We start from the raw sequence: 17,451 nt of genomic DNA on the forward strand, positions 1-17,451 counted from the left end.
TGGCCTCTTTAGCAAAAAACTAAAGAGGCAGTGATTTAGCTATATTATGTTATAGAGCGTTTCTTAAAGCTAAGCATAGACCCTATCACTACACCAATTATCGCTGGAAGTATCCAGCCAAGCCCCAATTCATAGAATGGAAGCGTACTTTTATAGAAAGCTCCAATTTGATCAAAAATTGCAAGCTTTGCAGCTGGAATACTGCCGATTAATGCTTGATAACCATCAAGCATACTTACTAAAAATGTGAAAAACATAGCTGTTGCATAAACACTTCTTTTTCCTTTAAAAAGCGGAGATCCTAATGCTAAAAAGATTAGAACAATCGCTAATGGATAAAGAAACATTAAAACAGGAACAGCGAATTGAATAATATTATCTAAACCTAAATTAGCAAATAAGAAAGAAACGAAACAAAGGATAAAAACAAAACCCTTATAGCTAATTTTCGGAAATACTTCATGAAAAAATTCACTGCAGGATGTGATTAAGCCAATACTAGTTTTTAAACAAGCAAGCACGATAATAATAGCAAGCAATATTCCGCCAAAGGAACCGAAATAATGTTTCGCTACTGCTGCAAATATCAGCCCTCCATTATCAAATGTACCAATAGCCTGTACACTTGCAGCTCCCATATAAGTAATGAACCCATAAATAATCATCATTAAAAGCATCGCAAAAACCCCAGATTTCCAAGTCGTTTTTGCAATATCTTTGACATTGGTTATTCCTTGATTTTTTATAGCATTGATTACCACAATGCCAAAAGCGAGGGATGCAAGGGCGTCCATCGTATTGTATCCCTCTTTAAAGCCATTCATAAAAGAGTTATTTGCATAATCTCCAATTGGCTCTTTAAAACTTCCCATTGGATTGATAATACTCGTAATAATCAACACAAATAAAAAGACAAGGAAAGCTGGTGTTAAGTACTTGCCGATATAATCCATAATTTTTGCCGGGTTAAGAGAAAAATAATATACCAATAAAAAGAAAACAAAACTAAAAGCCGCAAGCATAAAAGTAATATGCTCTGCTGATACAAATGGCTGCAATCCCACTACAAATGGAACTGTAGCTGTGCGAGGGATGGCAAAAAAAGGTCCTATTGTTAAATAAAGCCCCAAAGAAAATATTAACCCAAATACCGGATGCACGCGATTAGATAGTTCCCGTAATCCGTTGCTTCCTGATAATCCTATGGCAAGTATTCCTAAAAAGGGAAGACCAATTGCTGTTACTAAAAATCCAATTAAAGCAGACCAAAAGTTTGTTCCTGCTAATTGGCCAAGCTGAATTGGAAAAATTAAATTGCCCGCACCAAAAAACATGCCAAACAACATGGTTCCAATAAGTGCATACGTTGAAAAAGAAACTCTCTGCTGCATAGTCTACTACTCCTTATCAAAATTGACATATAAATTTGATAATACAGAAAAAAGAGCATGTATACAATATATTTTTTTAATATATTGTTTTTCTGAATACATATTAAATTCAAAAAACAATATATAGCTAATTTCCCCATAAAAAATACGATGAAAAAGTAAAAATTTTCATCGTGTTTTCACAGAGTAATTATTCACCCAATACCTTTGACAGATGTGAAACAATTGCTGTTACATCTCCATCAATAGAAAACTCCTTCACCTTGCTTGGAAGAATAAAATGAGTTCCTTTATGTATTGGATACAATTCATCATTAACATTTAAAATCCCTTCCCCTTTAGTGATGCTAATAAGCTGAAATGGAAGGACTTGTGAAAAGTCCTTTCTTCCTTTTATTTCTTATTTATAAACAGTAAAATAGTTTTCCTTTGCAAAAGTAGTAATTGTTGGTATATAGAAAAGTGAAGGATTCCTCTGTAAGGCCACTGATTAAATCATTCGGCATATATGTATCTTCCAAAACATAGGGTTCTTCATCAACACTTCGTATAAAACTATTTTGCTTTCTATTTTTTATTTTACAATAAATGTTCTGTGTCCCCGCTTACGATAAAGCACTCCTTCCATAACAAGTACATCTAAAATCTTTTTCATGGTCATTCGGCTGCAAGCAAATTCTTTAGCCAGTGAAATTTCATCTGGAATGGAAGAATCAGTGAAGTATTCTTTTTCCATAATTCTTCTTTTTATTTCCGCCAAAAAGTTGAACAGTCTGCCTTATCCAAAATATTAAACTCAATCATTCTCTCAAGCAATGAGAAATTAACTGGGCTATCCCACTGGATACGTACCAACTGTTTGGTATGATCATAGCCAGCCTGCACAATTTCCTCAGAAAAATGAATAATCCCTGCACTTTCAGGAGCAACAGCCAAATGATGTTTCGCTACGCTAAAACCAATAATAAATGTGCCATGATCGGTAAACATAGGCTGATTCCACGCAATTTTTGGCTTTAAATTGGTAAATTCCCTGGTGACCCAAGCTAAAACTTCTTCCGTTCGATCTCGATGTTGCGGGTTATCAATATGCGCTAAATACTCTGCAAAAACTTCCATATCATTCTCTCCTAAAATAAAAATTATGTGTAATCATATCCAACAGGGTGAAACGGTGCAACTTTTTTTAAAAATAGTTAATCTTTTTTCAAAACGGTTAAACTTTATTTCAACTCTACACAAATGTTGCTTTGGAGTAAAGTTTGATTAAAAGAATGCTATGAAAGCTGATCTTACATTAGAGAAAACCCCCGCATTTTTAAAGAAAAATGATTAAAATACGTGGGTTTATTTTTGGAATAGATTTGATTTTTATAAAAAGATGGATTGAATTAGTATTTCTGTAATTTTCTTCCCCGTATTTCATTGTGACTTTATACAAAATGGCATATCTTTATTTAAAAACGACATCTTATGCCCATAAAAAAACTCCAAGTTTGTTGTTAAGTATTTTCATACCCCCTTTCAAGCTTGAAGATTTTTATTCATAAAATTATGATGATTTTAAGATTATTGTATTTAGAATCTACGCTTTAACGTGATATCTGCCTTTTGGCACCACTAAAGGGGTAGCTGAAATCGGGTCATTAATCACGATGCAATCAAGTCCAAAAATCTCTTTTACTAATGTGCTTGTAATAATATCTGATGGCTCTCCCTCCCCTACAAGTTTTCCTTTTTGAAGTGCAAAAATATAATCTGCATAACGCGCTGATAGATTGATATCATGAAGAACCATAACAATTGTCGTACCGTATTTTCGATTAAGGTCTGTCAGCAAATCTAAAATTTCCACTTGATAAGTGATATCGAGAAAAGTTGTCGGCTCATCAAGAAATAAAATATCCGTTTGCTGCGCTAGCGCCATAGCAATCCAAACACGTTGCCTTTGACCGCCTGACAGCTCATCAATATCATGATTTGCAAATTCAGTGATATTCATAATTTCCATCGCCTCAGCAACAGCTTCATAATCCTTTTTCGACCATCCTCCTAGTAAAGATTGGTGAGGGAATCTTCCTCGGCCAATTAAATCTGTTACTGTTATTCCTTCTGGAACAACCGGGGATTGAGGTAAAATGCCTAGAATTCGAGCCAATTGCTTCGGTGGAATTTTGCTAATTGCTTTTCCATCAAGCGTGATTTCTCCAGACGAAGGTTTAATAAGTTTGGCTAACGTTTTTAGAAGCGTAGATTTCCCACAGCCATTCGCTCCAATAATAACGCTTATTTTATTGCTTGGTATTTCAAGTTCAACACCGTGTATAATCGTTTTATTATCATATCCCGATATGACCTTTTCGGCTCGAAAACTATGTGTTGTTTCCATTATAATTCTCCCTTTCGATTCATTCGGATTAATAAAAAGATTAAATATGGTGCTCCAAGTAATCCAGTTATGATGCCTACAGGGAACCTATATTCAAAAGCAAATTGTCCAATTAAATCTGCTACTAAAACTAAGTTAGCACCTACAAGACCTGCTGGCAGAATATTCGAGAAGCTAATACCAGCTAATCTATTAGCAATTGGTCCTGCAAGAAAAGAGACAAAGGCAATCGGACCCGTTGTAGCTGTAGCAATGGCAATCATTAAGACAGAACTTACAATAAGCAATATTCTTGTCTTATCTGTAGCAACACCAAGAGAAGAGGCCATTTGCTCACCAAGTTCTAACATATTTAAATCTTTTCCTAATAGGATAACAATGGGGGTAAAGATTATAACCGTTATCATCAATGGAGGCAATTCTTCTATTTGAGAGCCATTGAGGCTACCGTTAAGCCATCTAAGTGCTGCTGGAATATCTTGTTGTGCGCCAACTAATAGAAGATAGGATATTGCCGCATCAAGCATAGCTTGTATCCCTATTCCAATAAGAATTAATCGGCCAATTGAAAAAGATTTTCCTCGAGATAGTAAATACATAACGAATACGGTAATAAGCCCCCCAATAATCGAAGCAATAGAAACAATTGTGTTGCTTGTATGAAACACAGTGATACATACAACAGCTGCAACACTTGAACCAGATGTAATGCCTAATACGTTTGGATTCGCAAGTGGATTTCGCAACATTGTTTGAAAAATGTATCCTGCAATACCGAAAGCGAAACCTGAAAAAAGCCCCGCTAACATTCTTGGAAAACGTATTGTATTTACTGCAAAAGAAACACCTGCAATTTGTTCCCCTGAAAGTGATCGAATGACCTCTTGAATAGGGTAGATTGTGTTCCCCAGCAAAAGCATAGCACAGCAAAGGATACCAGCTAGTATCGTAAGTAAGCACGTAACAAGTACCCAACGCCGACGCCTTTGCCGCATGCCTGTCATAATAAATTTAACTTCAGCAGATTGATTTTTCATAATGACCGCACTTTCGATTTCTTAGCTAATATGATAAGTATTGGTGCACCTATAAACGCTGTGACTACACCAACTTCAAGTTCTCCAGGATTAGCAATGAGTCTTCCCAGTACATCAGATAATGTTAAAATAATAGCTCCTGCAATTGCGGACATAGGGATTACAAATCGCAAATCAGAACCAAGAATAAGACGCATCAGATGTGTAGACAAAAGGCCAATAAATCCAATGGGACCTGCTAATGCAGTAGCTGCTCCACACAAGACAACACCTCCAACGGCCGCTCCAAGTCGTAAAAACCCTGGGCAAACACCAAGTCCTGACGCAACCTCATCTCCTAATGCAAGAGCATTAAGAGATGGAGCCGTAATAAATGCTATCAAAATTCCAATAATTAAAAAAGGAAGAAATGTTGTGATTGAATTCCAAGTGGCAGAACCAACGCTTCCTACTTGCCAAAATCTGAATTGATCCATTGCGTAAGAATTGGGAATCATAATAGCTGTGACAAGAGATGAAAGAGCTGCACTTGTAGCAGCTCCAGCTAAAACTAATTTAATTGGCGTAGCTCCACCTCTTCCCATCGAACCAATTCCAAATACGAATGCCGCAGTTAATGCTGCTCCTATTAATGCTAACCAAATATATTGATTAGCCGTACTAATGTTCCAGAATGCAAGTCCGCAAACGACAAATAATGCAGAACCAGTATTAACACCTAGTATGCTAGGGTCCGCAAGTGGATTTCGAGTAACAGCTTGCATCAATGCTCCAGCTACGCCTAATGCCGCCCCGCAAAATAAGCTGAAAATGGTTCGTGAAAGTCGTTTACGTACTACATTTGCACCATAGGAATCTTTATTCGGATTAAATAAACCATCTATTAATTCCTGGAAACTTACTACACGAGCACCTAAAGAAAGCGAGGCTACTATACATGCAATTAATAAAATAATAGAAATGATAATTATAAGATTAAAATTTCTTGGCATATGCAATTCTAGTTGCTTATGTTTTGAAGCAGAGAAACTACTCATCGATCTTATCAATAGCTCCGCCTATTAACTCTAAGTAATCATCAATCGTATAGGCGATTGAAAGCGGTGTTGGTGTTCCCGCAGCAACTAAAGGTGTATCACTTGCGATAAATGCTACTGAACCTCTTTTAACAGCAGGGATTTTTCCAAGTAATGGATCTTCTTTAATGGTTTTATATAAATCATCGTCACCATATCCAACAATTACATCAGCATCATAAAGAGCCTCAACATTTTCAGCACTTAATTCTAGAGAATAACTGTTAGGATCTTTAATTTGTTCTGTAACACTTTCTGGATACTCCAAGCCTAATTCTCCTAAGAATGAAACACGTGCATCAATTGGTGTATAAATATGTAGCTTAGATAAATCTTTCGCTGAGAAATTCACCCAAACAACTTTTTTTCCTTTGATTTGAGGATATTTGCTTAATTTTTCTTTTATCATATCTTCGGTATCTTTAATTAGCTGTTCGCCTTCTTTTTTCATGCCCATACCTGTTGCACTCAATTCAACTTGTTCGCGCCATGTTGTTGCCCAAGCTGCTTTTGGATATGCAACAACAGGAGCAATTTTAGAAAGCGTATCATAATCTTCTTGTGTGATACCAGAGTAAGCAGCAAGAATGACATCTGGTTTCGCATCTGAAATAGCTTCAAAATCAAGACCATCTGTATCATGGAAAACATTAGGATTCTTTACATCAAGTTCCTTTAATTTTTCTGCTGTCCATGGTAAAAGACCACTATCATCTTGCACACCAAAATTGGCTGCTGAAAAACCTACAGGAACAACATTAAGAGCTAAAGCAACATCCTGATTTCCCCATTGAATCGTAACTACGCGTTTTGGTTTACTTTCAATGACTGTTTCCCCTAAAGCATGTTTAATTTTGATTGGATATTCGGAATTTGCTGTTTTAGAATCTGTTTTTGAAGAAGCAGATTTTGTTTCATCAGATTCTGACTGATTTGAACAACCTACTATTGATAGGATTGCCACAACTGAAAATAGTAACATTAGCATAAATGACATTTTTCTTTTTCTACGCATATGTAAGCCCTCTCTTGTTACAAAGTATAGTTTTAATTAATTCTGAATAACTATAATAACTAATGATTATCATTCTCAAATATAATACTTGTTTTTAATTTTTCTGTCAATAAAGATCGAAGAATGGCTCTTACGCATTTTTGGGGAAGAACTATGTAGAGAACTTCCTTATTTCTGCTATTTTAATAAAGTTATCTGTCGGATAAAATAGGATGCATTTTCTAATAAATTATGTTTTCCTCTGTCGGATATGGCACATGATTTGTTTGATGAGTTTTAAACGAGTTATAAGCCCTTTTAAAATGAACATCCAGAATTAAAGGGGGAATGCTGCGCCGTCAGCCATTAGATAAATGGAGAGTAATCTCTTAAGCTACCTTTCAAAGAGACATCTTGAATATGCAGACAAGGCGTATAATCTATATCAATGCCTGCCCCCTTGACCTTCACTAATCCATTTATCAAATTTAGCTGTTCTCACTCTTTTGAATATAAAAAAACCCTTTAGATAATCCTATCTAAAGGGGAAATGCTGCTCGACTTTATTTCAAATCTACAAAAACTGTATATTAAACCAAATAGCTTATTCCACTGTAACTGACTTAGCCAAGTTGCGTGGTTTATCTACATCACAGCCTCTATGAAGTGCTGCGTAGTAGGCAATTAATTGCAAGGGTACTACAGAGATAAGGGGTGTTAACATTTCATGCACTGCTGGAACGATAAAGCGGTCGCCTTCCATTTCCAGACCCTTCATGGAAATGATGCAAGGGTTTGCTCCACGGGCAACTACTTCTTTCACATTTCCGCGAATGCTTAAGTTAACACTTTCTTGTGTTGCTAATGCGATAATAGGTGTTCCATCTTCAATTAAAGCAATTGTGCCATGCTTTAATTCGCCACCTGCAAAACCTTCTGCTTGAATATAAGAGATTTCTTTTAACTTTAAAGATCCTTCTAAGCCAACATAGAAGTCAATTCCGCGGCCAATAAAAAATGCATTGCGTGTTGTCGCTAAATATTCTGATGCAATTTTTTCGATATCTTCTTTTTCTTCAAAGATAACTTCCATTGCATTCGCAATAATTCCCAGCTCATGAATCAAATCAAATTCCGGCTCATAGCCTTTGCTTTTCGCTGTTACATCTGCAAGGATAGAAAGAACAGCCATTTGCGCTGTGTATGCTTTAGTTGAGGCAACTGCAATTTCTGGGCCAGCATACAGCAATAGCGTATGATCTGCTTCACGGGATAAAGTGGAACCAGGCACATTTGTAATCGTAAGGGTTGGATAGCCCAATTCCTTTACATGCACAAGCACGGCTCTGCTGTCAGCTGTTTCTCCACTTTGCGTAATAAAGATAAACAACGGTTTTTCTGAAAGCAATGGCATATTGTAGCCAAACTCGCTTGCAACATGTACTTCTACAGGAATTTTAGCTGATTTTTCAATAAACTGTTTGCCTAGAAGTCCAGCATGATAACTAGTTCCCGCAGCAATAATATACAATCGGTCTGCATTTTTTACCGCTTCTACAATTGCTGAATCAATTGTAAGTTTGCCATCTTGACCTTGATATTCTTGAATAATTTTGCGGATTGCCAAAGGCTGTTCATCAATTTCTTTTAACATATAATGAGGGTATGTTCCCTTTTCAATATCACTAGCATCCAATTCTGCTGTGTATGCTTCCCGGGAAATAACTTCTCCATCCAATGTTTCAATACTGATGCCACTTTTTTCAACAATAACGATTTCTTTATCCACCAGTTCCACATATTTATTAGTAACTTGCAGCATAGCCATTGCATCACTTGCAACAACATTGAAGCTATCCCCCAAGCCAACTAATAATGGACTTTTATTTTTTGCTACATAAATAACCTCTTTATTTTGATCATCTAATAAAGCAATCGCATAAGAACCTTTTAATAATTTTAATGTTTGCACAAATGCCGCTTTGATATTCATGCCATTTTCAACAAAATGCTCAATTAATTGTACAACTACTTCTGTATCCGTATCACTTTTTAATTCTTGATTTGGCAAATATTCCTTTTTCAATAAATCGTAGTTTTCAATTACACCATTATGCACAATGGTAAAGCGGCCTGATGCGCTTTTATGTGGATGTGCATTTACTTGGCTTGGAACACCATGTGTTGCCCAGCGTGTATGGCCAATTCCAGTTGGTGCAAAAACTTCGTCATCCACTATCTTGCGCAAATCAGCAATACGGCCTTTTTCCTTAAATACATGTACGCCTTCTTCATTGCTTACTGCAATACCAGCAGAATCATATCCTCTATATTCAAGCTTTTCTAAGCCTTTTAACAAAATCTCTTTCGCATCATTATTTCCTATATATCCAACTATTCCACACATTCTTCTTTTCCTCCGTTCTAGGGGAGCAAGAAGTCACATTTTCTGGGGACAAACTTGCTCCCCTATCTCTGATATAGTTTTATGCTTGCGTCATTATTAGCATGCCCTTCTCTTTGTGCATTAAGTTACCTTAATGTTTTAAAGAAGAACTTTCGATTGGCTAATACAACCGGGAGGCATCCGCCGAAAAATCGATAAACCTCCTCCTCGTCAACTAGTTTTCGTTTCGTCCATTACTAGTCCAGGCGCTTTATTTATTTATTTATTTATGTTTCTTTCTATCCCCCTTTTTTTTAAAATAGAGCTTTTTTACAAAAGCAAGTTAATCATACATCACATAGAAAGCATCCGTCAAATACTATCTAAACGGGACATAAAATAAGACTACTTTGCCTCTACGGACATATTCCCCCTTCTCTTTTTAATAAAAAACAGGGTGATGGAAATCTTCTTGATAGAATTCCCTTCACCCTCTACTGTATGCAAAAGTGCTTTTTTCGTGCTTGCCATCATATTCTAAAAAAGAAAGTACTAGCCATAAGCATTTTTAAGCAAACATCAGCCTTTTTATACAATCACTTGTCTTTTAAGCCCATTTCCTTCTCTACTACTTCTGAGATAATGTTTACATAGGCTAAGCACAGGTCTTCGGTTGGCGCTTCTGCCATTACGCGCACTAGTGGTTCGGTTCCAGAAGGTCGAACTAAAATTCTGCCGTTTCCATTCATTTCTTGCTCGACTTTCGCAATTACTTCTTTTACTTTATCATTATCTGCCACATGATATTTATCTGTAACTTTAATATTAACTAATTTTTGCGGGAATTTTTTCATTTCTCCAGCAAGTTCTGAAAGTGTCTTTTTTGTCGCTTTCATAATATTAACCAGCTGCAGACCTGTTAATAAACCGTCTCCAGTTGTGTTGTAATCAAGGAAAATAATATGTCCTGATTGTTCTCCACCTAAGTTAAAGCCCTTTTTCCTCATTTCTTCTACAACATATCTATCTCCAACTGCTGTTGGTATACTTGCTATCTGATGTGACTCTAAAGCCTTATAAAAACCTAGGTTGCTCATAACCGTCGAAACCACCGTATTATGTTTTAAACGATTTGTTTCTTTCATATACTTTGCACATATATACATAATTTGGTCGCCATCAACAATTTGGCCATTTTCATCTACAGCAATCAACCGATCTCCGTCCCCATCAAAAGCAAGGCCTACATCTGCTTCTTTTTGTTTCACAAATGCTGCTAATGCCTCTGGATGAGTAGAGCCAACTCCATCATTAATATTTAATCCATTAGGTGAAGCACCCATTGTGGAGATGTCAGCATCCAAATCTGCAAATAAGTGCATTGCTAAAGATGAGGTTGCACCATGTGCACAGTCTAAAGCAATATGAATGCCGGTGAAATCTTCGTCTACCGTTTGTTTTAAAAATTGCAGATATTTTTGTCCGCCTTCAAAATAATCATTCACTTGACCTAAGTTCCCGCCTACTGGTCTTGGTAGATTATCTTGTTCCTGATCAATAAGACTTTCAATTTCCAATTCTTGATCATCAGAAAGTTTAAATCCATCTGGTCCAAAGAACTTAATGCCATTATCACTCACAGGGTTGTGCGAAGCTGAAATCATTACACCCGCTTGTGCTCCCAACACCTTAGTCAAATAGGATACACCGGGCGTTGAAATAACTCCTAAGCGCATTACCTCAGCTCCAATTGATAATAACCCTGCAACAAGTGCACCTTCTAGCATATGTCCAGAAATGCGGGTATCGCGGCCAATTAATACTTTGGGCCGATCATGATCTTTCGTTAATACAAAACCACCACATCTCCCAAGCTTAAACGCAATTTCTGGTGTTAGTTCACTGTTTGCAATTCCTCGTACTCCGTCCGTCCCGAAATATTTACCCATTTAAATAATCGCTCCTTCTAACTATGATAAACCCTAAATTAAGAATCCTTCTTTGTAATAGCGATAGTGGCTACTTTATTCGCTAAACTCCATTCTACATCGTTTGGACCATTGGCTTTTATGTTAACTTCATGTTCACCTTCGCCCAAGTTGCTAACATCTATATATAAAGTAAAACTAGATTTTGTAACATTTTTGAGTATAGATTCTTTTGCTGTTACTTCTATATCTGTATTCCCATTTGAAGGAGTCTTCATATCTCCTAAAAGCTCAGCATCAAGGCCTTTTATACTAATCGGCACACTCTCCAATGTTTTTGCACTAGTTTGTTCACTGCTAGTAGCTTCCTCTGCCTCATTATCATCTATTGCAGTATCATCGTTTGACTCATCAGTTGTGTTATCATTTGCATCACTTGTTTCATCCGTTGTATTACTTGACCCATCTTCTTCAGATTGATCTGTCTCTTCGGTATTTGAGTTACCATTATCAGCAGATTTTTCATTCTCTTGCTCGTTCGATTCCTCTTCCTTTATATTTACCTTTACATTAACATTTACTAGCTCTGGATCAACTGTTTTTACACCATTAGAGATAATAACAGGCAAAGATAAAGTTTGATCTTTTGTTATTTTGCTTAACTCTACTTCTACTCGTGTGCTGTCAACATCTTTTAACACACTTTCCGAACCAGTAATTGTAGCCTCTTCCTTATCCAAAGTAATTGATTCTAATATAACATTTTTAGGAAGGGAGCCTTTTTTTACAATATTAATTGGAACCTTTTTGCTTACCCTTTTAACAGGGATCGTCACTTTCACTGTTTCTGGTTCTACCTGTACATCCAACTTATTTAAACTGCTGTCTAATACTGAAATTTCAGCTTCCTGCTCAATCGTTTCTGTTGTGGACCCATCTATTTCAACATTTGCCTTCACATAAGCAATTTTATCTATCTCATCTTTTGCGCCAGTTATTTTAACCGTATTAGAATCTAATTCAGCTGAGCCTGCCGCATAACCGGAAGCAATAGAATTATTGCTAAACTCTGCTTCCACATTAAATTCTTTAGTCACCTTTTCTTTGACTGTCACTTTAACTGTACTAGGATTAACCTCGGCTTCTAGTTTATCAGACAAGTCTTTAACTTGCAGCTTTACTTTTTTTTCGCCAATATCTGCATTTGCCAAGTTTACATACACTTCAAAGTCCTTTGACTGTTTTGCAACTTGCACATGGCTTTTTGGTCCCTTTAACGTTACATCCACTGTTTTAGGAACACCTGCTACCACTACATTCTTCGTATCATAGTATACTTTTACCGGAATATCCTTTACTACTTCTGTAGCATCATTTCCAGGAACATTTATATCGCTGCTATCTTCGTTTTTATCATATACAGATATAAACAATAAAAGTGCAAGTGCAAATGCGATAATCTTCATAAACCAATTATTTTCCACAATTCGATCAAAAAATTTATTCATTTTTTCTTCCCCTTCCAGCCCCACATAGTAGAGGAAGCTTGTTTGGTAGAAGGTATAATGATTGCGCTAGACAACAGTTCCCTGAATGCATCTAACTTTAAATCCCGATGTAACTCTCCGTTTTTTGTTAAAGATATTGCACCAGTTTCTTCTGACACAACAATGGTTATGCTGTCAGTCACCTCGCTAATCCCTAAAGCCGCGCGGTGCCTTGTTCCTAGCTCCTTCGAAATAAAAGGACTCTCTGATAAAGGAAGGTAGCATGCTGCTGCTGCAATACTTGCCCTTTGAATAATAACTGCTCCATCATGCAAAGGAGTATTTGGAATAAAAATATTAATTAATAGCTCAGAGGAGATTTTAGAATCTAAGGGTATGCCTGTTTCAATATAGTCGCTCATCCCTGTTTCTCTTTCTAAAGATATAAGTGCCCCTATTCGTCGCTTAGCCATATAGTCAACTGCCTTGACAATGGATTCAATAATATGCTCCTGCCGCTCCTCTTCTTGCATGCCACTCCTAGAAAAGAACTTCCCTCTTCCTAATTGTTCAAGAGCGCGTCTTAATTCCGGCTGAAAGATAATGATAATAGCCAAGGCTCCCCAAAGAATAACCTGCTCCATCATCCAGCTTAATGTTTGTAAATGTAAATAATCACTTAATAATTTCACAATAAGGATAACAAATATTCCTTTTAATACTTGTACAGCCTTAGTGCCCCTTATTACCATAATAATTTTATATATGACATACCACACAAGGAGAATGTCTACTGTATTCGCTAAATATTTTAAAAAAGGGAAATCTGCAAACGACATTTTCCTTCCTCCAAAGTATATATATTTCCAATGTAGTTTTTTAGCTTTAACCTACCATTATCATATTATATCATTTTCTGTTTTAACACCAATCTAGACATCTTACCAGTCGAATAATCCTTATAAAAATGTCATTCCTCATCTTATTATACGTCTATCTTCTATAGAAAAAACATATTTCACTTTTTATTATTTCATAAAGAAAAACTCCCTACAATTAATATGCAGGGAGACTATTTTCTTCCTTCACGTCATCCTTATGAAATACACTAATGGTATCATTCACTGTCTTTTTCATATAAAACCAGACCCATTCAAATACTTCATTTACTTCTTTAATCTCTCCAGTTACCTGGCTTGCTGATGCCATGTATTTTTCGCCATTGATTACTGTAACATTGCCATCAACTTGTCCCTGTATCTCTATATTGCCATTACGAACAACAATATCACCTTTTATTACCTTACCTTCTGGCACAATAGCTGTATCACCTTCTACTATAATATCCTCCTGTTTAGAAACGGAGAATTGGTGATCTTCATTCCATACAGATAATAGGCTAGATACCATTAAAAGCATAAACAAAGAAGCTGCCGCCACGAGAGGATGATGCCTTATCCACCTTTTAAAGGTTGCCCTTTTTTGCTCTTTTGGCAGCATCGCCATAACATTTTCGGTAAAACTAGCTGGCGCTTGTATATGGGAAGTACTTTGCACCAATGCAATAGTTTTCTTTAATTGATGAAAATGAATAGCGCATTCTTCACATTCCTTTAAATGCTTTTTCAACTCTTCTCTATGATTGACATCTATTTCTTCGTCCAAATATTCATGCATATATTCTATAATTCTTGTTGGACAAGTCAAATATTTCACCTTCTTTATCAGACATACCGTAATTGTTTTCTTAATGCTTCTCTTCCTCTGTGAATTCTCGTCTTTACTGTCCCTAAGGGAAGCTCTAATATTTCGCTTATCTCATTCAAAGAAAGTTCTTCGATATATTTTAATACTATAACGGCTCGATACTTTTCTGGCAACTTTGAGATTTCTTGTTGAATCATAGTCTGCAATTCTAGGCTCTCGACATCTTCTTCTGGCAATTTTGTATTTGCTGGTATTTGCGAATACATATTTAGCCCTTCTGTACCTGGAACCTCTGCATCCAAATAATAATCTGGCTTCTTTTTCCTTATCCGATCTATACACAAATTAGTTGCTATTCGATATAGCCATGTCGAAAACTTCAATTCTATATTAAATCTGTTTATATTAACATATGCGCGAATAAAGGCTTCCTGTGCCATATCTTCTGCCTCATGGCGATTCCCAAGCATTCTATAGCAGATCTGGAATACTCTATCTTTATAAAGCTCAATTATTTCCCCAAATGCGTTCTGATCACCTTTTAATACTTGCTTAATCCTTTTTTTTACTAATGCTTCCATCTATTTACCCCCGCTCTAAATGCGGCTAATCGATATTACGTATCGATAGCGGAAAAGGTTTCATCTTTTTTATTTAATCTTTATATGTATTTATTTTTTAACTTGTTATTTTCATCCTAATAAAAGGGAAGAATACAAATAAATATAGAAGTTTTTCATTTTAGATTTATTATTATTTTAACAAATTCATGTTCACTATGTTTAAAATTTTTAATACTGGTTAAAAAAAAAGTAATATTATGCTAAAATCAAGAAAAAACAGCGGATTTTCTTTCATTGATAGGAGGGGGAAGAATATGTTCGAAAAAAATTTATTAAAGGATATAGAGGAACACCGAAAGGAAATGGTCTATCTTGCAAAACATACATCATTTTCCCATCCAAAAGTAATTGACATAAGCATAAGGCTAGATGAGCTATTGAATAAATATGAAAATCTCCTGCGCGCAAAAATATAATATAGCTATATAAATCTGAAAACATCCATTTTATTTTCGGAATTTACATTCATATAGGAATAGTCAAATAATTAATCTTATATGAATGTACATTCTTATTTTTATAAAGAGGCTTCCCATTTCCCTATAGCAGCTTCTCGCCAAATAATGAACCCATTAAAGCAACAGCTAAAGCAGCTGTTTTGTTTTTTTCATCAAGAATTGGGTTCACTTCTACAAACTCTGCAGAGGTGATAATATTAGCTTCTGCCAGCATTTCCATCGCCAGATGACTTTCACGATAGCTTATTCCACCAGTAACAGGTGTGCCAACTCCAGGTGCATCATGAGGATCTAAACTATCTAAATCTAAAGATAAATGCACCCCATCTGTTTTCTCTTTTAAATACCCTATCGTCTCTTCCATCACTTTAGTCATGCCTAAACGATCAATTTCATGCATAGTGTATACTTTTATTCCCTTATTTTTAATTAATATTTTTTCACCTTCATCAAGCGCCCTTGCTCCAATTAGGACGATATTCTCCGGCTTTACTTTTGGACAGTATCCCCCTACATTTGTTAGTAGCTTATGCCCAAGACCTAAACTAGCTGCTAAAGGCATACCATGTATATTACCAGAGGGGGAAGTCTCAGCGGTATTCAAATCTCCATGGGCATCATACCAAATTACACCTAGTTTTTGATAATGTTTGCAAACACCTGCTAAAGACCCTATAGCGATACTATGATCTCCCCCTAGCACTAATGGGAATGAACCTGCCTCTACAACCTTTTTCACCACATTAGCTAGCAATTCGCTTTTTTCTGCTATTAAATCAAGGTTTCGAAGATTATTCTCTTTGTCTATTGATAATTCTGGCCTTCCAACTGTTATATCTCCCAAGTCTTCAACAAAATGAAATAAACTCGTTAATCTTTCATTAATACCAGCATAACGAATAGCACTAGGCCCCATATCTACTCCTCTTCGCATTTGCCCAAGATCCATCGGCATTCCGATTATAGATATCTTCTTCATCCAGACCATCCTCACTATACAATTATTTCCTTCAATTGTACCTTCTTTCATTAAATTGACTCTACTCAACATTTCATCTTATTATACACGCAAATTTCCTGTAAGATTTTTCATCAGTTTTTAAATTGCCTCTTATTTGTTCATATTCACATTTTTAGTTAAAAAGAACCTTTATCTTTTATAAGTTAAAGTGCATATCTCAACTTCCGCAATTAAAGTTTAGACTTAACATCTTGTAGCTAATGGCACCATCACCTAACTAATGTAAAAATGATATTTATTTCTTTTTGCTCATATTTCCACTTCTACAACTGAGTATATATCCATTTAAAATTTTTAAATATAACTCAGCAAAATAGTTGCAAAAAAGATTTGATAAAACTATGGTTCAACTCATAAAACAATAGAAAAGCAACCTGTTTCTATCTGCACAATTGGTGACAGAAAGGTTAAAAACCATGTCGAAAAGCAGTATAATTATTTAATCTTTCCATAGCTGCATGAAGAAAGCATTAATTTTCTCTATGTAAGAAAATTAGGCATATAAAAAACCCAAGCATATACAATATATGCTTGGGTTAGTATGAGCCATGGAGGATTCGAACCTCCGACCCTCTGATTAAAAGTCAGATGCTCTACCAACTGAGCTAATGGCTCTTGGCTGGGCTAGCTGGATTCGAACCAACGAGTGACGGAGTCAAAGTCCGTTGCCTTACCGCTTGGCTATAGCCCATCAATAAAATGAAGTTTTAATGGTGGAGGGGGACGGATTCGAACCGCCGAACCCGAAGGAGCGGATTTACAGTCCGCCGCGTTTAGCCACTTCGCTACCCCTCCGTATAAAAATTTGTATTTTTATACTGGTGCCGGCGAAAGGACTTGAACCCTCAACCTACTGATTACAAGTCAGTTGCTCTACCAATTGAGCTACACCGGCATTTTTTATTAAATCAATAAACTATATGCTAAAATAACATTTTATCTTATAGTAAAGTT

15 protein-coding genes, 4 tRNA genes and 1 pseudogene are annotated in these 17,451 nt (G+C 36.0%); 1 reads left to right on the forward strand and 19 read right to left on the reverse strand.

What is annotated here, in order from left to right; all coding sequences use genetic code 11:
• Nucleotides 1-44: 44 nt before the first annotated feature.
• The 14 genes and pseudogenes from brnQ to sigW form a co-directional block, all read right to left on the reverse strand.
• Entirely contained in the window at nucleotides 45-1,391 is a 1,347-nt protein-coding gene (brnQ, locus tag NCCP28_RS19770) for a branched-chain amino acid transport system II carrier protein (RefSeq protein WP_248562952.1), read from the reverse strand.
• Between the two features lie 190 nt (nucleotides 1,392-1,581).
• Nucleotides 1,582-1,788, reverse strand: coding sequence for a hypothetical protein (locus NCCP28_RS23910; RefSeq protein WP_375709432.1), 207 nt, complete (start codon nucleotides 1,786-1,788; stop codon nucleotides 1,582-1,584).
• A gap of 180 nt (nucleotides 1,789-1,968) precedes the next feature.
• A pseudogene (locus NCCP28_RS23990) lies at nucleotides 1,969-2,127 on the reverse strand (GntR family transcriptional regulator); the annotation flags it as partial.
• Between the two features lie 11 nt (nucleotides 2,128-2,138).
• Nucleotides 2,139-2,510, reverse strand: a complete 372-nt coding sequence (locus NCCP28_RS19780; RefSeq protein WP_248562953.1) for an iron chaperone — start codon at nucleotides 2,508-2,510, stop codon at nucleotides 2,139-2,141.
• A gap of 466 nt (nucleotides 2,511-2,976) precedes the next feature.
• A complete protein-coding gene (locus tag NCCP28_RS19785) occupies nucleotides 2,977-3,780 on the reverse strand; it encodes an ABC transporter ATP-binding protein (protein ID WP_248562954.1) in 804 nt (267 codons plus the stop codon).
• On the reverse strand, nucleotides 3,780-4,817 hold the full coding sequence (locus tag NCCP28_RS19790; RefSeq protein WP_248562955.1) for a FecCD family ABC transporter permease: 1,038 nt from the start codon (nucleotides 4,815-4,817) through the stop codon (nucleotides 3,780-3,782). Before NCCP28_RS19790 ends, NCCP28_RS19785 begins: the two co-directional genes overlap by 1 nt.
• On the reverse strand, nucleotides 4,814-5,854 hold the full coding sequence (locus NCCP28_RS19795; RefSeq protein WP_248562972.1) for a FecCD family ABC transporter permease: 1,041 nt from the start codon (nucleotides 5,852-5,854) through the stop codon (nucleotides 4,814-4,816). The genes NCCP28_RS19790 and NCCP28_RS19795 overlap by 4 nt, the downstream gene beginning before the upstream one ends.
• The gene (locus NCCP28_RS19800; RefSeq protein ID WP_248562956.1) at nucleotides 5,847-6,908 is read right to left on the reverse strand and encodes an iron-siderophore ABC transporter substrate-binding protein; all 1,062 of its coding nucleotides are present in this window, start codon (nucleotides 6,906-6,908) and stop codon (nucleotides 5,847-5,849) included. Before NCCP28_RS19800 ends, NCCP28_RS19795 begins: the two co-directional genes overlap by 8 nt.
• 583 nt (nucleotides 6,909-7,491) lie before the next feature.
• Entirely contained in the window at nucleotides 7,492-9,294 is a 1,803-nt protein-coding gene (glmS, locus tag NCCP28_RS19805; protein WP_248562957.1) for a glutamine--fructose-6-phosphate transaminase (isomerizing), read from the reverse strand.
• 575 nt (nucleotides 9,295-9,869) lie between these two features.
• On the reverse strand, nucleotides 9,870-11,222 hold the full coding sequence (gene glmM / locus NCCP28_RS19810) for a phosphoglucosamine mutase (RefSeq protein ID WP_248562958.1): 1,353 nt from the start codon (nucleotides 11,220-11,222) through the stop codon (nucleotides 9,870-9,872).
• A 38-nt stretch (nucleotides 11,223-11,260) separates the two neighbouring features.
• Nucleotides 11,261-12,709, reverse strand: a complete 1,449-nt coding sequence (locus NCCP28_RS19815) for a CdaR family protein (RefSeq protein ID WP_248562959.1) — start codon at nucleotides 12,707-12,709, stop codon at nucleotides 11,261-11,263.
• Nucleotides 12,706-13,527 carry a diadenylate cyclase CdaA gene (cdaA, locus tag NCCP28_RS19820; RefSeq protein ID WP_248562960.1) on the reverse strand — a complete coding sequence of 274 codons (822 nt, stop codon included), beginning with the start codon at nucleotides 13,525-13,527 and terminating at the stop codon, nucleotides 12,706-12,708. Before cdaA ends, NCCP28_RS19815 begins: the two co-directional genes overlap by 4 nt.
• Nucleotides 13,528-13,744: 217 nt before the next feature.
• Nucleotides 13,745-14,395: an anti-sigma factor family protein gene (locus tag NCCP28_RS19825; protein ID WP_248562961.1), complete on the reverse strand. Its 651-nt coding sequence runs from the start codon at nucleotides 14,393-14,395 to the stop codon at nucleotides 13,745-13,747.
• A gap of 17 nt (nucleotides 14,396-14,412) precedes the next feature.
• Nucleotides 14,413-14,976, reverse strand: a complete 564-nt coding sequence (gene sigW, locus NCCP28_RS19830; protein WP_248562962.1) for an RNA polymerase sigma factor SigW — start codon at nucleotides 14,974-14,976, stop codon at nucleotides 14,413-14,415.
• A 296-nt stretch (nucleotides 14,977-15,272) separates the two neighbouring features.
• Here sigW and NCCP28_RS19835 point away from each other — a divergent pair, with 296 nt between their 5' ends.
• Nucleotides 15,273-15,434, forward strand: a complete 162-nt coding sequence (locus NCCP28_RS19835) for an aspartyl-phosphate phosphatase Spo0E family protein (RefSeq protein WP_248562963.1) — start codon at nucleotides 15,273-15,275, stop codon at nucleotides 15,432-15,434.
• A 124-nt stretch (nucleotides 15,435-15,558) separates the two neighbouring features.
• On the opposite strand, the gene rocF is transcribed toward NCCP28_RS19835, so the two are convergent.
• From rocF to NCCP28_RS19860, 5 genes are all read right to left on the reverse strand, one after another.
• Complete coding sequence (gene rocF, locus NCCP28_RS19840; protein ID WP_248562964.1) at nucleotides 15,559-16,455, reverse strand: arginase; 897 nt, start codon at nucleotides 16,453-16,455, stop codon at nucleotides 15,559-15,561.
• Nucleotides 16,456-17,039: 584 nt separating this feature from the next.
• Nucleotides 17,040-17,112: transfer RNA gene (locus NCCP28_RS19845), tRNA-Lys, on the reverse strand.
• A gap of 1 nt (nucleotide 17,113) precedes the next feature.
• Nucleotides 17,114-17,188 (reverse strand) — tRNA-Gln (locus tag NCCP28_RS19850).
• Nucleotides 17,189-17,208: 20 nt separating this feature from the next.
• Nucleotides 17,209-17,292 (reverse strand) — tRNA-Tyr (locus NCCP28_RS19855).
• Between the two features lie 24 nt (nucleotides 17,293-17,316).
• Nucleotides 17,317-17,392: transfer RNA gene (locus NCCP28_RS19860), tRNA-Thr, on the reverse strand.
• Nucleotides 17,393-17,451: the final 59 nt, after the last annotated feature.

The organism is Niallia sp. NCCP-28, assembly GCF_023168165.1.
Lineage (GTDB): Bacteria > Bacillota > Bacilli > Bacillales > Cytobacillaceae > Niallia.